Origin of the sequence: Arthrobacter sp. PGP41, assembly GCF_002953935.1 — a bacterium.
Lineage (GTDB): Bacteria > Actinomycetota > Actinomycetes > Actinomycetales > Micrococcaceae > Arthrobacter.
Map to the genome: position 1 here is coordinate 3,220,526 of NZ_CP026514.1, position 14,303 is coordinate 3,234,828.

Annotated in this window: 12 protein-coding genes; 8 read left to right on the forward strand and 4 right to left on the reverse strand. The window is 67.9% G+C overall.

The genetic code is table 11. The annotated features are described in order from the left end of the window. Positions 1-34: 34 nt before the first annotated feature. Complete coding sequence (locus tag C3B78_RS14760; protein WP_104998719.1) at positions 35-1,288, forward strand: NAD(P)/FAD-dependent oxidoreductase; 1,254 nt, start codon at positions 35-37, stop codon at positions 1,286-1,288. A 93-nt stretch (positions 1,289-1,381) separates the two neighbouring features. Here C3B78_RS14760 and gabT read toward each other — a convergent pair whose 3' ends face one another. Both gabT and C3B78_RS14770 read right to left on the reverse strand, forming a co-directional pair. Next, positions 1,382-2,752 (reverse strand): 4-aminobutyrate--2-oxoglutarate transaminase, encoded by a 1,371-nt coding sequence (gene gabT, locus C3B78_RS14765; protein WP_104998720.1) that lies wholly within the window; start codon positions 2,750-2,752, stop codon positions 1,382-1,384. 53 nt (positions 2,753-2,805) lie between these two features. After that, positions 2,806-4,236 carry a gamma-aminobutyraldehyde dehydrogenase gene (locus C3B78_RS14770; protein WP_104999814.1) on the reverse strand — a complete coding sequence of 477 codons (1,431 nt, stop codon included), beginning with the start codon at positions 4,234-4,236 and terminating at the stop codon, positions 2,806-2,808. Positions 4,237-4,404: 168 nt separating this feature from the next. Here C3B78_RS14770 and C3B78_RS14775 point away from each other — a divergent pair, with 168 nt between their 5' ends. Next, positions 4,405-5,841: a PucR family transcriptional regulator gene (locus C3B78_RS14775; RefSeq protein ID WP_104998721.1), complete on the forward strand. Its 1,437-nt coding sequence runs from the start codon at positions 4,405-4,407 to the stop codon at positions 5,839-5,841. 79 nt (positions 5,842-5,920) lie between these two features. Here C3B78_RS14775 and C3B78_RS14780 read toward each other — a convergent pair whose 3' ends face one another. Then, positions 5,921-7,507, reverse strand: coding sequence for a CYTH and CHAD domain-containing protein (locus C3B78_RS14780; RefSeq protein WP_324778170.1), 1,587 nt, complete (start codon positions 7,505-7,507; stop codon positions 5,921-5,923). Between the two features lie 152 nt (positions 7,508-7,659). Here C3B78_RS14780 and C3B78_RS14785 point away from each other — a divergent pair, with 152 nt between their 5' ends. The 3 genes from C3B78_RS14785 to C3B78_RS14795 all read left to right on the forward strand — a co-directional run bounded on the left by C3B78_RS14785 (position 7,660) and on the right by C3B78_RS14795 (position 10,988). Further along, positions 7,660-8,937: an MFS transporter gene (locus C3B78_RS14785; RefSeq protein ID WP_104998723.1), complete on the forward strand. Its 1,278-nt coding sequence runs from the start codon at positions 7,660-7,662 to the stop codon at positions 8,935-8,937. Positions 8,938-8,943: 6 nt separating this feature from the next. Next, the gene (locus C3B78_RS14790) at positions 8,944-9,624 is read left to right on the forward strand and encodes a FadR/GntR family transcriptional regulator (RefSeq protein WP_104998724.1); all 681 of its coding nucleotides are present in this window, start codon (positions 8,944-8,946) and stop codon (positions 9,622-9,624) included. A 113-nt stretch (positions 9,625-9,737) separates the two neighbouring features. Beyond that, on the forward strand, positions 9,738-10,988 hold the full coding sequence (locus tag C3B78_RS14795) for an AI-2E family transporter (RefSeq protein WP_104998725.1): 1,251 nt from the start codon (positions 9,738-9,740) through the stop codon (positions 10,986-10,988). Positions 10,989-11,099: 111 nt separating this feature from the next. Here the strand turns inward: C3B78_RS14795 and C3B78_RS14800 are convergent, their stop codons facing one another. Next, positions 11,100-11,636 (reverse strand): hypothetical protein, encoded by a 537-nt coding sequence (locus tag C3B78_RS14800; RefSeq protein WP_104998726.1) that lies wholly within the window; start codon positions 11,634-11,636, stop codon positions 11,100-11,102. Positions 11,637-11,791: 155 nt separating this feature from the next. On the opposite strand from C3B78_RS14800, the gene C3B78_RS14805 reads away from it, so the two are divergent. From C3B78_RS14805 to C3B78_RS20105, 3 genes are read left to right on the forward strand one after another with little or no spacing between them, the layout of a single operon-like run. Then, positions 11,792-12,082 carry a hypothetical protein gene (locus C3B78_RS14805; RefSeq protein ID WP_104998727.1) on the forward strand — a complete coding sequence of 97 codons (291 nt, stop codon included), beginning with the start codon at positions 11,792-11,794 and terminating at the stop codon, positions 12,080-12,082. 3 nt (positions 12,083-12,085) lie between these two features. Further along, entirely contained in the window at positions 12,086-12,913 is an 828-nt protein-coding gene (locus C3B78_RS14810) for a DUF1206 domain-containing protein (RefSeq protein ID WP_104998728.1), read from the forward strand. 28 nt (positions 12,914-12,941) lie between these two features. Beyond that, a complete protein-coding gene (locus C3B78_RS20105) occupies positions 12,942-14,228 on the forward strand; it encodes an SRPBCC family protein (protein WP_234005403.1) in 1,287 nt (428 codons plus the stop codon). Positions 14,229-14,303 lie beyond the last annotated feature (75 nt).

A 14,303-nucleotide genomic window follows, 5' to 3' on the forward strand; every position in this document is an offset into this window, starting at 1 on the left:
GTTGCCGGGAACCCCGGTGGAGTAGGTTGCTCGGATGGAGGACTCATATCAGGTCATCGTGATCGGGGCCGGATTCGCCGGCACCGCTGCAGCCAGGGAACTTGGCCGCAAGGGCGTCCGCGTCCTGCTTATCGATTCGAACAACTACCACCAGTTCCAGCCCCTGCTGTACCAGGTGGCCACCTCGCAGATCGGTGTGTCCGCCATTGCCCGTCCCATCCGGTCCATGTTCCGGCGGATTCGCAACGTGCGGGTCCTGACCGCGGAAGTGGCCTCGGTTGATGTTGGAAACCACACCGTCACCACCGACGAGGGCGACACGTTCCGCGCCAAAGTTTTGGTGATCGCCGTTGGCGCCGTTCCCAACTTCTTCAATACGCCCGGGGCGGAAGAGCATGCCTTCCCGCTGTACTCCGTTACCGACGCCACCAGGCTCGGGACCAGCGTGACCCGGCTGCTGGACCGGGCCGACCGCGAGCCTGGAACCGAAGTGGACATGGTGGTGGTGGGCGGCGGTCCCACGGGTGTGGAGACTGCCGGCGCCCTGGCGGAAAACATCAAGTTCGTTGTGGCAAAGTACTTCTCCCCGGAACTGGCGGCCCGGTGCCGCGTGCACTTGGTGGACATGGTGCCGAGCGTGCTCGCCATGTTTTCTTCCAAGTCCCAGGAGTACACCCGGCAACGCCTGGCGAAGATTGGTGTCCAGATGCATATGGGGGTGGGCGTCACTGAGGTCAGGGCCGACGGCGTGACGCTGGCTGACGGGACGGTCATCCCCGGCGGGATCGTTGTCTGGGCCGGCGGGCTGAAGGGCGGGCACCTCATCGCCGGCTCGGGCCTGCCGCAGGGAAAAGGCGGGCGGATCGACGTCCGGGCGGACCTGACGGCCCCCGGCGCGGAAGGCGTGTATGTCATCGGCGACGCCGCCAACATCACCGATTCAACCGGAGCGAAACTGCCGCAGCTCGGTTCGGTGGCCCAGCAGGCCGGGAAGTGGGCGGCGCGCAACATCCTTGCCGACCTCAACGGCGGAACCCGGCAGCCTTTCCGCTACGTGGACAAGGGATACATGGCGATGATCGGGCGGGGCGCGGCGGTGGCTGAACTGGGTCGCCGGCGCGTCCAGCTCCAGGGTCCGCTGGCTTTTCTGTCCTGGCTCCTGGTGCACCTTGCCCTGCTGTCCGGATTCCAGCAGAAGGTCCGCGCCCTGTTTTCCTGGCTCAACGGTTACGTCCTGCACAGCCCTGCGCAGGTGGTCATCGGCGAACCGGACAAAGCCCAGAGGTAGCGGCGCCTTAATCCCCTGAGGCCCCGGAACAGTAGTTCCGGGGCCTCAGGTTGTGTTCGCGCCGTTGCGAGGGGACGCTAACTCTGCGGACTGCTAGGCGTTCGCCTTGATGGCGGCGGCCAGGACCTCCAGGCCGTCGTTGAGCAGCTCGTCGGTGATGACCAGCGGCGGCAGCAGCCGGATGACGTTTCCGTAGGTGCCGCAGGTGAGGATGATGACGCCTTCCTTCAGGCACGCGGCCGCCACGGCCTTGGTCAGTTCCGGGTTCGGTTCCTTGGACCCGGCCTGGACCAGCTCGATGGCGAGCATGGCACCGCGCCCGCGGACGTCGCCGATGACGGCGGTTCCGGCACCGGCCAGCTCGGCCTGCAGCGCGCGGAGGCGGGTAGTGGCCAGGGCTTCGATGTGGCGGGCCCGGCCGGCGAGGTCGTATTCCTCCATGGAACCGATGGACGCCAGCGCGGCAGCGCATGCCACCGGGTTTCCGCCGTAGGTGCCGCCCAGGCCGCCGGGGTGCACGGCGTCGAGGAGGTCTGCGCGGCCGGTGATGGCGGAGAGCGGCATGCCGCCGGCGATGCCCTTGGCTAGGGTCATGATGTCCGGAATTACGCCCTCGTGGTTCACGGCGAACCATTCACCGGTGCGGCAGAAGCCGGACTGGACCTCGTCGGCGATGAACACGATGCCCTTTTCCTTGGCCCAGGCAGCGAGCGCGGGGAGGAAGCCCTCGGCCGGGACAATGAACCCGCCTTCACCCTGGATGGGCTCGATGATGATCGCGGCAACCTGGTCCCCGCCGATCTGCTTCTCGATCATGGTGATGGCGCGCTGGGCGGCCTCGGCACCCTTGATGGCGGGGTTTTCCTCGCGGTACGGGTAGCTCATGGGCATCCGGTACACCTCGGGTGCGAAGGGGCCGAAGTTGGTCTTGTACGGCATGGCCTTCGCGGTGAGAGCCATGGTGAGGTTGGTGCGGCCGTGGTAGGCGTGGTCAAAGGCGACGACGGCGTCCCGGCCGGTTGCCAGGCGGGCCACCTTGACTGCGTTTTCCACTGCCTCCGCACCGGAGTTGAAGAGGACCGTGCGCTTCTCGTGGTCGCCGGGGGTGAGGCGGTTCAGCTGCTCCGCTAGGGCTACGTAGCCCTCGTACGGGGTGACCATGAAGCAGGTGTGCGTGAAGTGCTCCACGGCTTCCTTGACGGCACCGACGACGGCGGGATCGGAGGCGCCCACGCTGGTCACCGCGATGCCTGAGCCGAGGTCGATGAAGGAGTTGCCGTCGACGTCGTGGATGATCCCGCCGTCGGCGTCTGCCACGTAGACGGGAACAGCGGAGGCGACGCCGGCGGCAACTACCGCCTTGCGGCGCTCGGTCAGTGCAACCGACTTGGGTCCGGGGAAGTCCGCCTGGACCCGGCGCTTCTGCTCCAGGCGGAAAGTGATGTCTGATGCGGTGGTGGTCATGGGGAGCCTTTCTGGAAAGCCTGGGGGTTCGGTGCGGAGGTTTGGAGGCGCGGCTAGGCGTCGAGTGCACTCATGACGTGCTTGATGCGCGTGTAGTCCTCAACGCCGTACATGGAGAGGTCCTTGCCGTAGCCGGACTGCTTGAAGCCGCCGTGGGGCATTTCGGCGGTGAGGAGGATGTGGGTGTTGATCCAGACGGCGCCGAAGTCCAGGTCACGGCTCAGGCGCATGGCCGTGCCGTGGTTGGTGGTCCACACGCTGGAGGCGAGGGCGTAATCCACGTCATTAGCCAGTTCCACAGCTTCTTCCTCGGTGCTGAACTTCTGCACGGTGATGACGGGTCCAAAGGTTTCCTTCTGGACAATGTCATCGCTCTGCCTGGCGCCGGTGACGATGGTGGGTTCGAAGAAGTAGCCCTTCTCCCCGGCCCGGTGGCCGCCAATTTCGATCCGGCAGTTGGCGGGCAGGTTCTCCACCACGGAGCTGACGGCGTTGAAGTGGTTGATGTTGTTCAGCGGGCCGAAGTAGTTGTCCTCATCGTTCTGAGAGCCGGTGCGCAGGGTTTTGGTGTGCTCCACCATGGCGGCGACGACGTCGTCGTGCACGGAGTCCTCCACCAGCACGCGCGTGATCGCGGTGCAATCCTGGCCTGCGTTGAAGAATGCGAACTCGGCGATCGCCGCAGCACTCTTCTTGATGTCGGCGTCCTTGAAGACGATGGCCGGCGCCTTGCCGCCAAGCTCCAGGTGGGCACGCTTGAGGCCCTTGGCGGCACCGGAGGCCACAGCGATGCCGGCACGGACGGAGCCGGTGATGGACACGAGGCCGGGCACCTTGTGGTCAATCATCAGGGCACCGGTCTCACCGGTGCCGAGCACAACGTTCAGGACGCCGGCGGGCAGGATGTCCCCTGCGAGGCGGGCCAGCACCAGCGTGGATTCGGGGGTGGTGTCCGAGGGCTTGAGGACCACGGTGTTGCCGGCGGCGAGCGCCGGGCCGATCTTCCAGATGGCCATCAGGAAGGGGTAGTTCCAGGGCGCAACCTGGGCCACGACGCCAATGGGTTCGCGGCGGACATAGGAGGTGTGCCCCTCGAAGTATTCGCCGGCGGACTTGCCTTCAAGGATGCGGGCTGCGCCGGCAAAGAAACGGAGCTGGTCGGCGCCGGCCGCCACTTCCTCGGAGGCGATCAAGGAGCGCACCTGGCCGGTATTGCGGTGCTGGGCCTCCACGAGCTCCTCGCTGTTGGCCTCGACGGCGTCGGCGAGCTTGAGGAGCATGAGCTGGCGCTGCCCGGGGGTGACGTGCTTCCAGGTCCTGAAGGCGTCCTTGGCTGCGGTCATCGCGGCGTCCACATCGGCCTGCACGGAGACGGGCGACTGCGCCACCACTTCCCCGTTGGTTGGGTTCACGATATCCAGCAGGGTGGTGCCGGCAGGGGTGACGAACTTCCCGTTGATGAAGTTCTGCAGGGTCTGGACCACGGTGTGCAACCTCTTTCGTAGGGGCCACCCGCGCCCGGGCGGAGTTCGGAGCGGATGGATGGAACTGCCTTGAGCCTATGCCAGCCCCCTTGCGCAGTGAATAGCCACCTGCACACCCTTCAGGGAACTGTTTAGTGCGGTTGCCCAGCGCCCGTTTATCCTTGACCCATGGCCATTTCCCTTGCCGCCCTGCTGGGCGTGAACTCCCTGAAGCTGTCCAAGGCCGGGGTGGCCGAGACCACCTGGCATCAGGACATCAACTGGGTGGCAGTCACGGAGTTGGAGGATCCGCACCGGTTCCTCAACGGCGGGGAACTGATCCTCACCACAGGCCTGCGCCTGCGGTCCGCGCCGGAGCAGCGGCGCTTTGTCCGGCAGGTGCAGCGCGCCGGTGCCGTGGGCATCGGCTTCGGCGTGGGCCTCTCGCACGAGACGGTCCCCCAGGCCCTGCTGGCGGAGGCGAACCGGTGGGGCCTGCCGGTGGTGGAGGTTCCCTACGAGACGCCGTTCATTGCCATCGGCAAGCTGGTGGCCGATGCCCAGTCCGCGGACCACTACGCCAAACTCGAGCGGCTGATCGCCGGGCACCAGGTGCTGGCCCGGGCCCTGCTGACCGGTGGCGGGCTCGCCGAACTCCTCAAGCACCTGGGCAGCATGCTGCGCACCGATGTTGCCCTCACCCAGTTCACGGCCCAGCTCTACAACAGCGGCGCCGATTCCCCGTCCGCGGACACCTGGTCTTCCTACCCCGTCCCCACGGGCCGGCGGGATGCCTGCACCCTCTGGGTCCGGCAGCCCTTCGAGGACTCGGGCATCATCGGGTACGCCCAGAGCCTGATCAGCGTGGAGCTGAACAACATGGTCAAGCAGCGCCAGGCCCAGCGCGCCCTCTGCGGCCAGGTCCTGGAAGACGTGATCCACGGGGCGTTGGAAACCAGCGAGGCCCAGCGCCGCCTGGCCGGAGTGGGCGTCAACAGCACCCGGAAGAACGTGGTGCTGCTGGCCGTGTCGGCCGCCCACAACAAGGCCCTGGTGAGTACCTCGGTGCCACGCGAACTGGAAAAGGCGGTGGCCGCCGTCGTGGGCAAGGACCTGGTGCTGGTCATTAATGACGACGGCGGCGGCGCACCTGCCCTTGCCCGGAAGCTGAGCGACCACCTGGCAGAGGCCGGCATCCACGCCACGATCGGGATCGGCGGCGCGTACACCAAGCCGAACGGCCTGCGCTGGAGCTACTTTGAGGCCCGTGACGCGGCAAGCCACGGCCTGCCCGTCAATGAGCCGGAGCGCCTCAGCCTGACATCGCTGCTCCTGGCCAGCGAGGACGTGCCGCTGGCGGACATGGCCAACGAATCCCTGGACCCGCTGCGAACCTTTGACGCCGCCCACGGCTCGGAACTGATGGCCACGCTGGAGAGCTACCTCAACAACAACGGCTCTGTGGCCGCCGTCGCCGAGCAGCTCACCCTGCACCGGAACACGGTCCGGTACCGGCTGGCACAGATTACCGAACTGACCGGGTACGACCCCGCCGTCACCGCGGACCGCGTGCAGCTCTGGCTGGCGCTGGCCGTGGCCCGGCTGTCCGCGCGGCAGGGGAAGTAACGCCAACGCGGGGTCACTTCCCGCCCCATAATTGCCCCTTATTGGGCGTGAAGTGACCCCGCGTTGCCCTGACTTGCCGCTACCCCACCCCGCGGCGCAGCAGGTTCCGGGACTTCTTGCGGGCTTTCCGGTACTTGGCCTCGGAACTTCTGATCAGCTCGTCCTCCCGCGCCTCCAGGGCAGCATAGGCCGCCGCGGCCGCCGTCGGTTCCTGGCGTGAGCCCACCGTGGCCAGCAGGTCCCGGGCGATCACTGCGTCGTGGAAATTGCCCAGGATCTTTTGCTGCCGGTGCGCGGCCTTGGCCACTTTGGGCCCACGTTTGCCAAAGACCTGGGCGGCAGATTCCGCCACGTGCCGCAGCCGCTTGGCATCCTTGCGCACCTGATGGAGGGCGGTCTCGTGGTCGGTTCCGTGCCGGGACCGCGCCGCGGCCTTGTGCGAGCGCCGCAGCCGCCTGGCGGCCTTGGCCACGGCTTTCGCGGCAACCCGGCGCCCCGGCGCCACGGGGTCCGGACGGACCGGCGGTTTGTCCCGGAACGCCTCCAGGTCATCCAGGAGCCGGAAGTAGCGGTCCGAGCGCAGCGCCTCCTGCAACTGCCGGTAACCGTCGTCATACGCGCCGCCCACTTTGCGCTCCACCTTGGCCTTGACGTCGTCCACGCCTTCCCCCGGCGGAAGGTCGTCGAGGTGCCCGCGGAGCCTGTCCAGCAGGACCTCGGCATCCCGCGGCGCGCCGAGCAGCTGGCCCAGCCATTTCAGTTCGTCGCGCAGCCGGCGAACCGGGGCGGGCACATACAGTTTCCGGTAGGCGGCGAGCACCGAGCGGACCCGGCGGAGCGCGGAGCGCATGTCGTGCACCGATTCGGGCTCCTCCAGCCTGACTCCCGGGTCCTGGGCCAGGATCTCCGCGATCTGCCCGCTGAGGTAGGCAGTGACGACGGCGGCTGCCGGGGCCTTCTTGCCGGCAGCCAGGCCAGGGGTGCTTCCGTTCCGGGACGGGCCAGCGTCGGGGAGCGCTCCGGCGGCACCGCCCAGCGCCCGGGCAAGCTTCGAGGCGTGGCCGGCAGGACGGGCTCCGGCCTTGGCCAGAAGTTCCTCCGCGGGGCCGAAGAGGCCGGGATCGCCGTGGACGAGTTCCAGTTCCCATTCACGCCAGTGCTGTTTCTCCCCGCCCCCCGACGCTCCTGATTTGTGTCCGGGGTGCAGGCGCTCGGCCGTCACCCGGTCATCGGCGAGGTCTGCCAAGTGCACGCCGTCCTCGCCGTACAGGGCGTGCGTGGTGCGGCTGGTTTCCAGCCGCACCACCGGCGCCACTTCAGCCCCCCGGAGGTATGCCTGCAGGTAGGCCAAGAGGCCGTCAGGCACAACATCGGGCTGCCCCAGCGGGGCGTGCAGCTCCCGCCGCTGCCGGGGTTCCGCCCCGGAAGCAGCGCCGTCCAGCGGCGGCAGCTTCAGGTGCCAGCCGGCATCGGTTCCGCCAGTGCGGCGGCGAAGGGTGATCCGGTGGGACGCCAGCGTGTAGCGCTTCGTGTCGAAGTAGACGGCCTCGAGCACCTCAGTATGGGGAAGACCCGCCCTGGTGACCCCGGGCAGCCCCTCCAGCGGAGGCACTGCGGCGTCCTCGCCGACGTCGTACTTCTTTTCAATCTCCGTTTGTTGGCTCACCAAAACAGGCCGTCCTTCCGCGTCGTTGCGGCGGATCCGGGCCTGGCTGGCCCGGCGTGCCGTAACCGGATTCTATGGCGCGAAGGTTAACGGGCGGGAGAGGTTCCCCACAAGACTGCAGACATCAAACGTCTAACCTTTAGACTGGCAAGATGCCCGAGTCGCATCCTCCCGCCGCCAACGCGCCCGCTGCCGCCGTTCCAGCAACCCCGGCCGTCCCGGCCGCCGCTTTGCCCGGGAGGGGCACCCGCCCTCGGTCCGCCGTCGTTTTCGGCGTGGTTGCACTGGTGCTGATCGGGCTGAACCTCCGCGCGGGCATCACCGGAGCATCCGCGTTGCTGCATGACCTCCAGGCGGTCCTCGGGTATGGCGCGCTGGTGGCCGCCGTCATCCCGTCCATTCCCACTCTGTGTTTTGCACTGGCGGGTGCGGGGACATCCTGGCTGACCGGGCGCCTTGGCGTGGAAAAGGCGATCCTGCTGGCCCTGGCCATGCTGGCCGGAGGCCTCCTGCTGCGCGGCATTCCAGCCACGGGCATGCTCGTGGCCGGGAGCGTCCTGGGCATGTCCGGCCTGGCCGTCTGCAACGTGGCCATGCCCTCCTTCATCCGGGAACACTTCGCGCACCGCACGTCGCTCATGACCGCCGTCTATACGGTGACCATGACCACGGGTGCCACCGTGACCGCCGCCGCCGTGGTTCCGCTGGCCCACGCACTGGGTTCGCCGTCGGCGGCCGTCGGTGCCATTGGCATCACCGCCATCGCGGCCCTCCTAGGCTTCCTGCCCGTGGCACTGCACGCCCACCGCAACAGTCCGCGGAAGCCAGCCGCCCGCGTCTCCCCGTGGCCGCTGCTGCGGACCCGCAAAGGGCTGCTCCTCACAGTAATCTTCACGCTGCAGGCCCTGCTCGCCTATGCGCTGTTGAGCTGGTTCCCCTACATGCTGACCACCATGGGCATGAGCGCCTCGGACAGCGGGCTGATGTTCGGGCTGATGCAGTTGGTCTCCGTGCCGGCCGGCATGGTGCTGATCGCGATCGGCTCCAGGCCCCGGATGCTGCGGCCGGCGTTCTACCTGGTCAGTGTCACCATGGTGGCGGGCCTGGTGCTGCTGCTGGTCCTCCCGGTGGGGCTGGCCGCCGTCCCAGCCGCCCTACTGGGGTTCGGCCTCGGGATTTTCCCGCTGGTGATGGTGATGATCAGCCGCAGCGGGGCGAGCACCGCCGAAACAACCGCACTGTCCACGCTTGCCCAGTCCACGGGCTACCTCCTGGCCACGGCCGGGCCGTTCGGGATGGGACTGCTGCACAGCGCCACCGGTGGCTGGACCCTGCCCCTCCTGCTCCTGCTTGGCCTGGCGCTAGCCCAGATCGTGGTGGCCCACCTGATCACCGGCAGTGCCATGACCAACGCCATCGGAAGGAAGTAGCACGCCATGGCCCTGAGCCCTTCCGCCCGCCCGCCGCTCGTTGACGAAGTCACCGCCAAGCTGCGCGCCATGGTCCACTCCGGCGAATGGGCCTTGCACCAGCGCATCCCGTCCGAAACCGAGCTGATGGCCGGACTCGGGGTCTCGCGCGGCACCCTCCGCGAGGCCGTTAAGGCCCTTGCCCACAGCGGAATGCTGGAGGTCCGCCGTGGCGACGGCACCTACGTCCGGGCCACCAGCGAAATTTCCGGCGCGGCGCGCCGGCTGTACCAGGACCACACCGAGGAGCACATCCTGGAAGTCAGGCTGGGCCTGGATACCCAGGCGGCCCGGCTGGCGGCGAGGAATGCCACGGCCGACGACGTCACGGCCCTGCGCGCCCTGCTCGCCACCCGGGACCAGGCCTGGGGGGCCGGCGACTACGAAGCCTGGGCGCGCGCCGACTGGGGTTTCCATGAACGGGTAGCCCAGGCCACCGGCAACCCCCTGCTGCACGAGCTGTACATCAGCTTTGGCGCCGCCTTCCACCAGGACCTCCTGAAGCAGCAGGGCCGGCCCGGTTTCGACGGGCGTCCGCATGAGGGGCACGGCCTGCTGGTTGATGCCATTGAACTCCGCGACGGGGACGCCGCCGTGGCCACCGTGAACCGGAACCTGAATTCCTGCGCCGAATGGCTCGCAGGCTAGCCCAGCGGGGTTTCACCCCGGCCCAATCCGTCAGTAGGCTTACTATCTGAGAAGGTAGTAAGCCTGTCCGGCATTCCGGCGCGGCAGGCACCCGCCGACGATGAGGAGTTCCCATGGCGCGTTCATCACGCCTCACCGAGCACGACGTGAGCCACGAGCCCCCGCAGGAGGCCACGGCGCAATCACCGGCTGCCGCCGCCGCTGCCGCGCTGGGGGAGCCCGGTGGCGAGGGCCAGCGCCCCCCTGCTGCCCGGAAGCCCAAGGAACCCAAGTCCCCCTCCGAGCTCTGGGGTGACGGCCTGGGCAGGGTGGGCATCCGCGCCGCCCAGGTCCTGTTAATCCTCACCGTGGCGGTTGTGTCTGTCTACGCGCTGATGCAGATCAAGCTTTTGGTCATTCCAGTCCTGATAGCGCTGATCCTGGCCGCGGCCATCGGCCCGTTCGTCAACATGCTCCGGCGCCGGGGAATGCGCGGAGGACTGGCCACAGGCATCGCCTTCATCGGTCTTTTGCTGGTGCTGGGCGGCGTGTCCACCGTCATCTACTTCTCCGTGCGCAACCAGTGGGGCGAGCTCGCGCAGCAGGCCTCCTCCGGGCTGGATGAGCTGGAGAAGTTCCTGTTGACCGGCCCCATCCCTCTTGAACAGGAGCAGCTGGACCAGGCCCGGCAGGGCATCGTTGACTTCGCGGCCAGCAGCCAGGTCCGCTCCGGCGCCATCACCGGATTGTCCGTGGTCACCGAGTTCATCGCCGGAGCCGGCCTGATGATCGTCATCCTGTTCTTCTTCCTGAAGGACGGCGCCAAGATCTGGAACTTCTTCCTCCGCCCGTTCAGCGGAGCCCGTGAAGCCAAGCTGCGCCGCGTTGGCCGCCGCACCCTTGAAGTGCTGGGCGGCTATGTCCGCGGTACCGCGATCGTCGCCCTGGTGGACACTGTGGCCATCGGCGCGGCACTGCTGATCCTGCAGGTGCCCCTGGCCATCCCGCTGGCCATCATCGTCTTCATCGGCGCCTTCGTCCCGCTGGTGGGTGCAACGGTGGCCGGGATCCTTGCCGCCCTGGTGGCGCTGGTGGCAAACGGGCCGGTGGTCGCCCTGATCGTGGTGGCCGTGGTCATTGCCGTCAACCAGCTCGAGGGCGACCTCCTGCAGCCCATCGTCATGGGCAAGTCCCTGCAGCTCCACGCACTGGTGATCCTGATGGCGTTGACGGCCGGAACCATCCTCGCCGGCATTGTGGGTGCGGTGCTGTCCGTGCCGCTTGCCGCCGTTGCCTGGGCCATCGTCCAGGTATGGACGGCCGAGGACCCGAACCTGGAGGACATGAACCCGAACCTGCCGCCGGCGGGCACCAAACCGATCTAGGCCCCGCCTGCAGGGCACCTCCCCAGCCCCGCGCACGACGACGGTCCGGCACCTAAGTGCCGGACCGTCGTCGTGCGTTGCTGCCTTACCCCGGGGCGGGCACCCGGCTGGCTAGGAGCGCAGGCCCGCGAAGACGTTCTTGGGACGCTGCATCTCGCCGTGCTTCGCGCCCAGGATAACCACCAGCCCGGCCAATGCCGGGATGGCCCACTGCAGCACCTTCAACTGCTGCTGGGCAGCCTTAAGTTCATCAGAGGCATCCGGCCGGGGCTCCGTGGCACCTTCGGCGCCCTGGTCCGCAAGCTTCTCCACCTTCTTGCCAAGGATGCCGGAGTACAGGGTCACAGCGGCACCCACCACCGTCACCGCCGTCTTGATCACGGTGTCCCGGCCCACGCCTTCCTGCTTGGCGATTCGTCCCTTGTTTTCCCAGGCGATGGCGAGGTCCGCCACGAGGTGCGAGGCGAAGGCCGCCGTCTGGAACGGCGCCCACTTCATCCAGCCGGCACTGGAAAGCCTGGTCCGCTCGGAGGGGTCCTTGGCTGCCGCCGCTGCCCCGTTCAGGCCGATGGCACCCATCAGGGATCCACCGAACCACGCCGCTGCGGTCAGATCGTGAACGGACCGGGCAATGAGATTTCCTGCCATGATGTGCATTCCTAACGTCGAAAAGGTTGCGGGATGCCGCTCGTGCGGTCTTCGCTTGCCGTATCCCTGCAGGGTCTTGGCCCGCCCATGGTAAGCACACTTACTAATGTTACGAAAGCCCGTCTTCCCAGAGCAGAACGCGTAACATCGTCGCCATGGGAAACACAGGGACTTTGTTTGGCTGGGCTTTTGGGGACCCGGCCCGTGAAGGCGAGAAAGCGTATGTAAAAGGCCTGCAGAACGAGGCACTCGGGAACGCCCGGGAAACGGCCAAAGCCAAGGGGGTGGCCGTGGTGCCGGACTCGCAGGTGTTCACCGTCCTGAGCGCGGACGACTCCCTGGTGGAACTGGAGAACGCCCCCGGGAAGCTCGTGGTCCGCTGCACCGTGCATGTCGAGGGGCCCGGAGCCGAAAAGCTGCGGGCCGAAGGACCAATGAACGGCTGAGCCATGTCTGACGGGGAATCCCCGATCCGCCAGGCCGCGGACGCTGTCGAGGAGGCCTCCAACCACAAGGCCCTGGACGTCCTGGCGCGCACCGGCTTCGCCGTGATGGCCCTGCTGCACGTGATTATCGGCGCCATTGCCATCGCCGTGGCGTTCGGCCAGCCCGGCGAGGCGGAACCCACCGGGGCGATCGAGCAGCTCGCCGCCAATGCCTGGGGCCCGGCCGTGATGTGGGCCTGCGTGCTGGCTTGCCTCGGCCTGGGGCTGTGGCAGGCCAGCGAGGCCACCCTGCGGGCACGCCGGCTCCCCCGCAAGGAGCGGGTGTCCAAGCTCATTTCGTCCGGCTTCCTGGCCATCGCGTACAGCAGCGTGGGGTTCAGCTTCGCAGGGTTCGCCGTAGGGCTGCGCGGTGATTCCAGTGACAGCACCCGGGATTTCAGCGCCTCGCTGATGGCTACGCCGCTGGGGCTGTGGACGCTGGTGGCCCTCGGCCTGACGATCATTGGGATCGGCATCTACTTCGTGGTGAAGGGGGTGCGCCGGGGGTTCAAGGAGGAGCTGTACTTCTTCGACGGCATGCGGCGCGGCAGGCTGATCGACGTCCTGGGAGTCGGCGGCCACATTGCCAAAGGCGTAGCCCTGGTCCTCACCGGACTGCTCTTCGTCATCGCCGCCGCCAAGCACAGCCCGGACGAATCCACCGGGCTTGACGGCAGCCTGAAGGCCCTCCAGGACCACCCCCTCGGGCCGTACCTCCTGGTGGCAATCGGCGCCGGATTCATCGCCTACGGGATTTTCGCCCTTGTCCGGTCGCGGTTCGGAAGCATGTAGTTCCGCCTTTTCGGGGTAGGAAGGAAGCATGACGGACCACCGTGTGAGTGACCAGCCAGCCGCCGGCGGCGCGGAAGCCTTGAGTACGACGGCGGGTGGGGCCTTAAGTGCGGCGGCGGGCGGAGCGTTCGCGGGCATTTTCCGTGTCCTCAAACTGGCCCGACCTGACCGGCCTATCCATCCGGACGGGGTGGGCCTCGCCGGGGACCTGGCCAGGACCGGCAACCCCGGTGAGCCGAGCGGGCTGGACTGGCTGGACCAGCCCGGCACGGACACCGTCGAGGCGAGGTTTTCGCGGTCCGTCGGCCTGCCCCAGGGACTTCCGGACATCCTGGGGCTAGCCCTTCGGGTGGCGCCGCCTGACGGTAGTGTTCCTGGCGCCAATGCCGACGGCCCTGCCGGCACCGGCCCGGCTGACGTCCTCTTCGCGTCCACGGGCTGGCGGCTGCCCGGCAGGTTCCTGCTTCAACCCAAACTCGACGTCGCCAGCGCCGCCCTGACCACCCTCATGCCGTACCGCGGCCGGAAAGGTCCGGTGCTGCTGGGCCTGCGGACGGAGCAGCTGCCGGACGGGTCGCTGGCCTCCGGCGAATGGGTGCTTGGACTGTATTGGGCCAGGCCAACCGGGCAGTGGCGTCAGTGCGGCGAGGTGCGCCTGCGCGCTGCCCCCGAACCGCGGGACATTCACCTGCGCTTCGACCCGCTCGCAAACCAGCCGCCCGGAGCACAAACGTATGCCTGGGCGCGACGCCTCCGGGAGCGCTCCTACCTGGCGGCGCAGCGGCCGGCTCCTGCCGCCGTCGTGAACGCTCCCACTGCGGCTCCCGCCGCGGCGGGGAACCCTGCCCATTCCATCACCACAGGAAGGAACACTATGTCCACCGTGTCCCAGCTGTTCAACTCCCCCGCCGCCGACATTTGGAGAGTCATCGCCGACGGCTGGCTGTACTCCGGCTGGGTGGTGGGGGCTTCCCGGATCAGGGCCGTGGATGACACATGGCCGCAGGCCGGCGCACGCCTGCACCACTCCGTGGGCGCGTGGCCGCTGGTGATCAACGACAGCACCCAAGTGACCGGCGTCGAACCCGGTAAATCCCTGGAACTTGTGGCCCGCGGCTGGCCCATGGGCGAAGCGAAGGTGGCCATCACCCTTGAGGACCGGGGCGATCAGTGCCTGGTGACCATCGCCGAGGACGCCATCCGCGGGCCCGGCAAGCGGGTGCCCAAGGTACTGCGTGACCCCGCAATCTCAGTGCGCAACCGCGAGACCCTCAAGCGGCTGGAACTTATGGCAGCAGGCGGGGCCGGCAGATAGCGCGCACGGGTTAAAGCAACGCGGGGTCACTTCCCGCCCAATAACGTCGGATTATCGGGCGGGAAGTGACCCCGC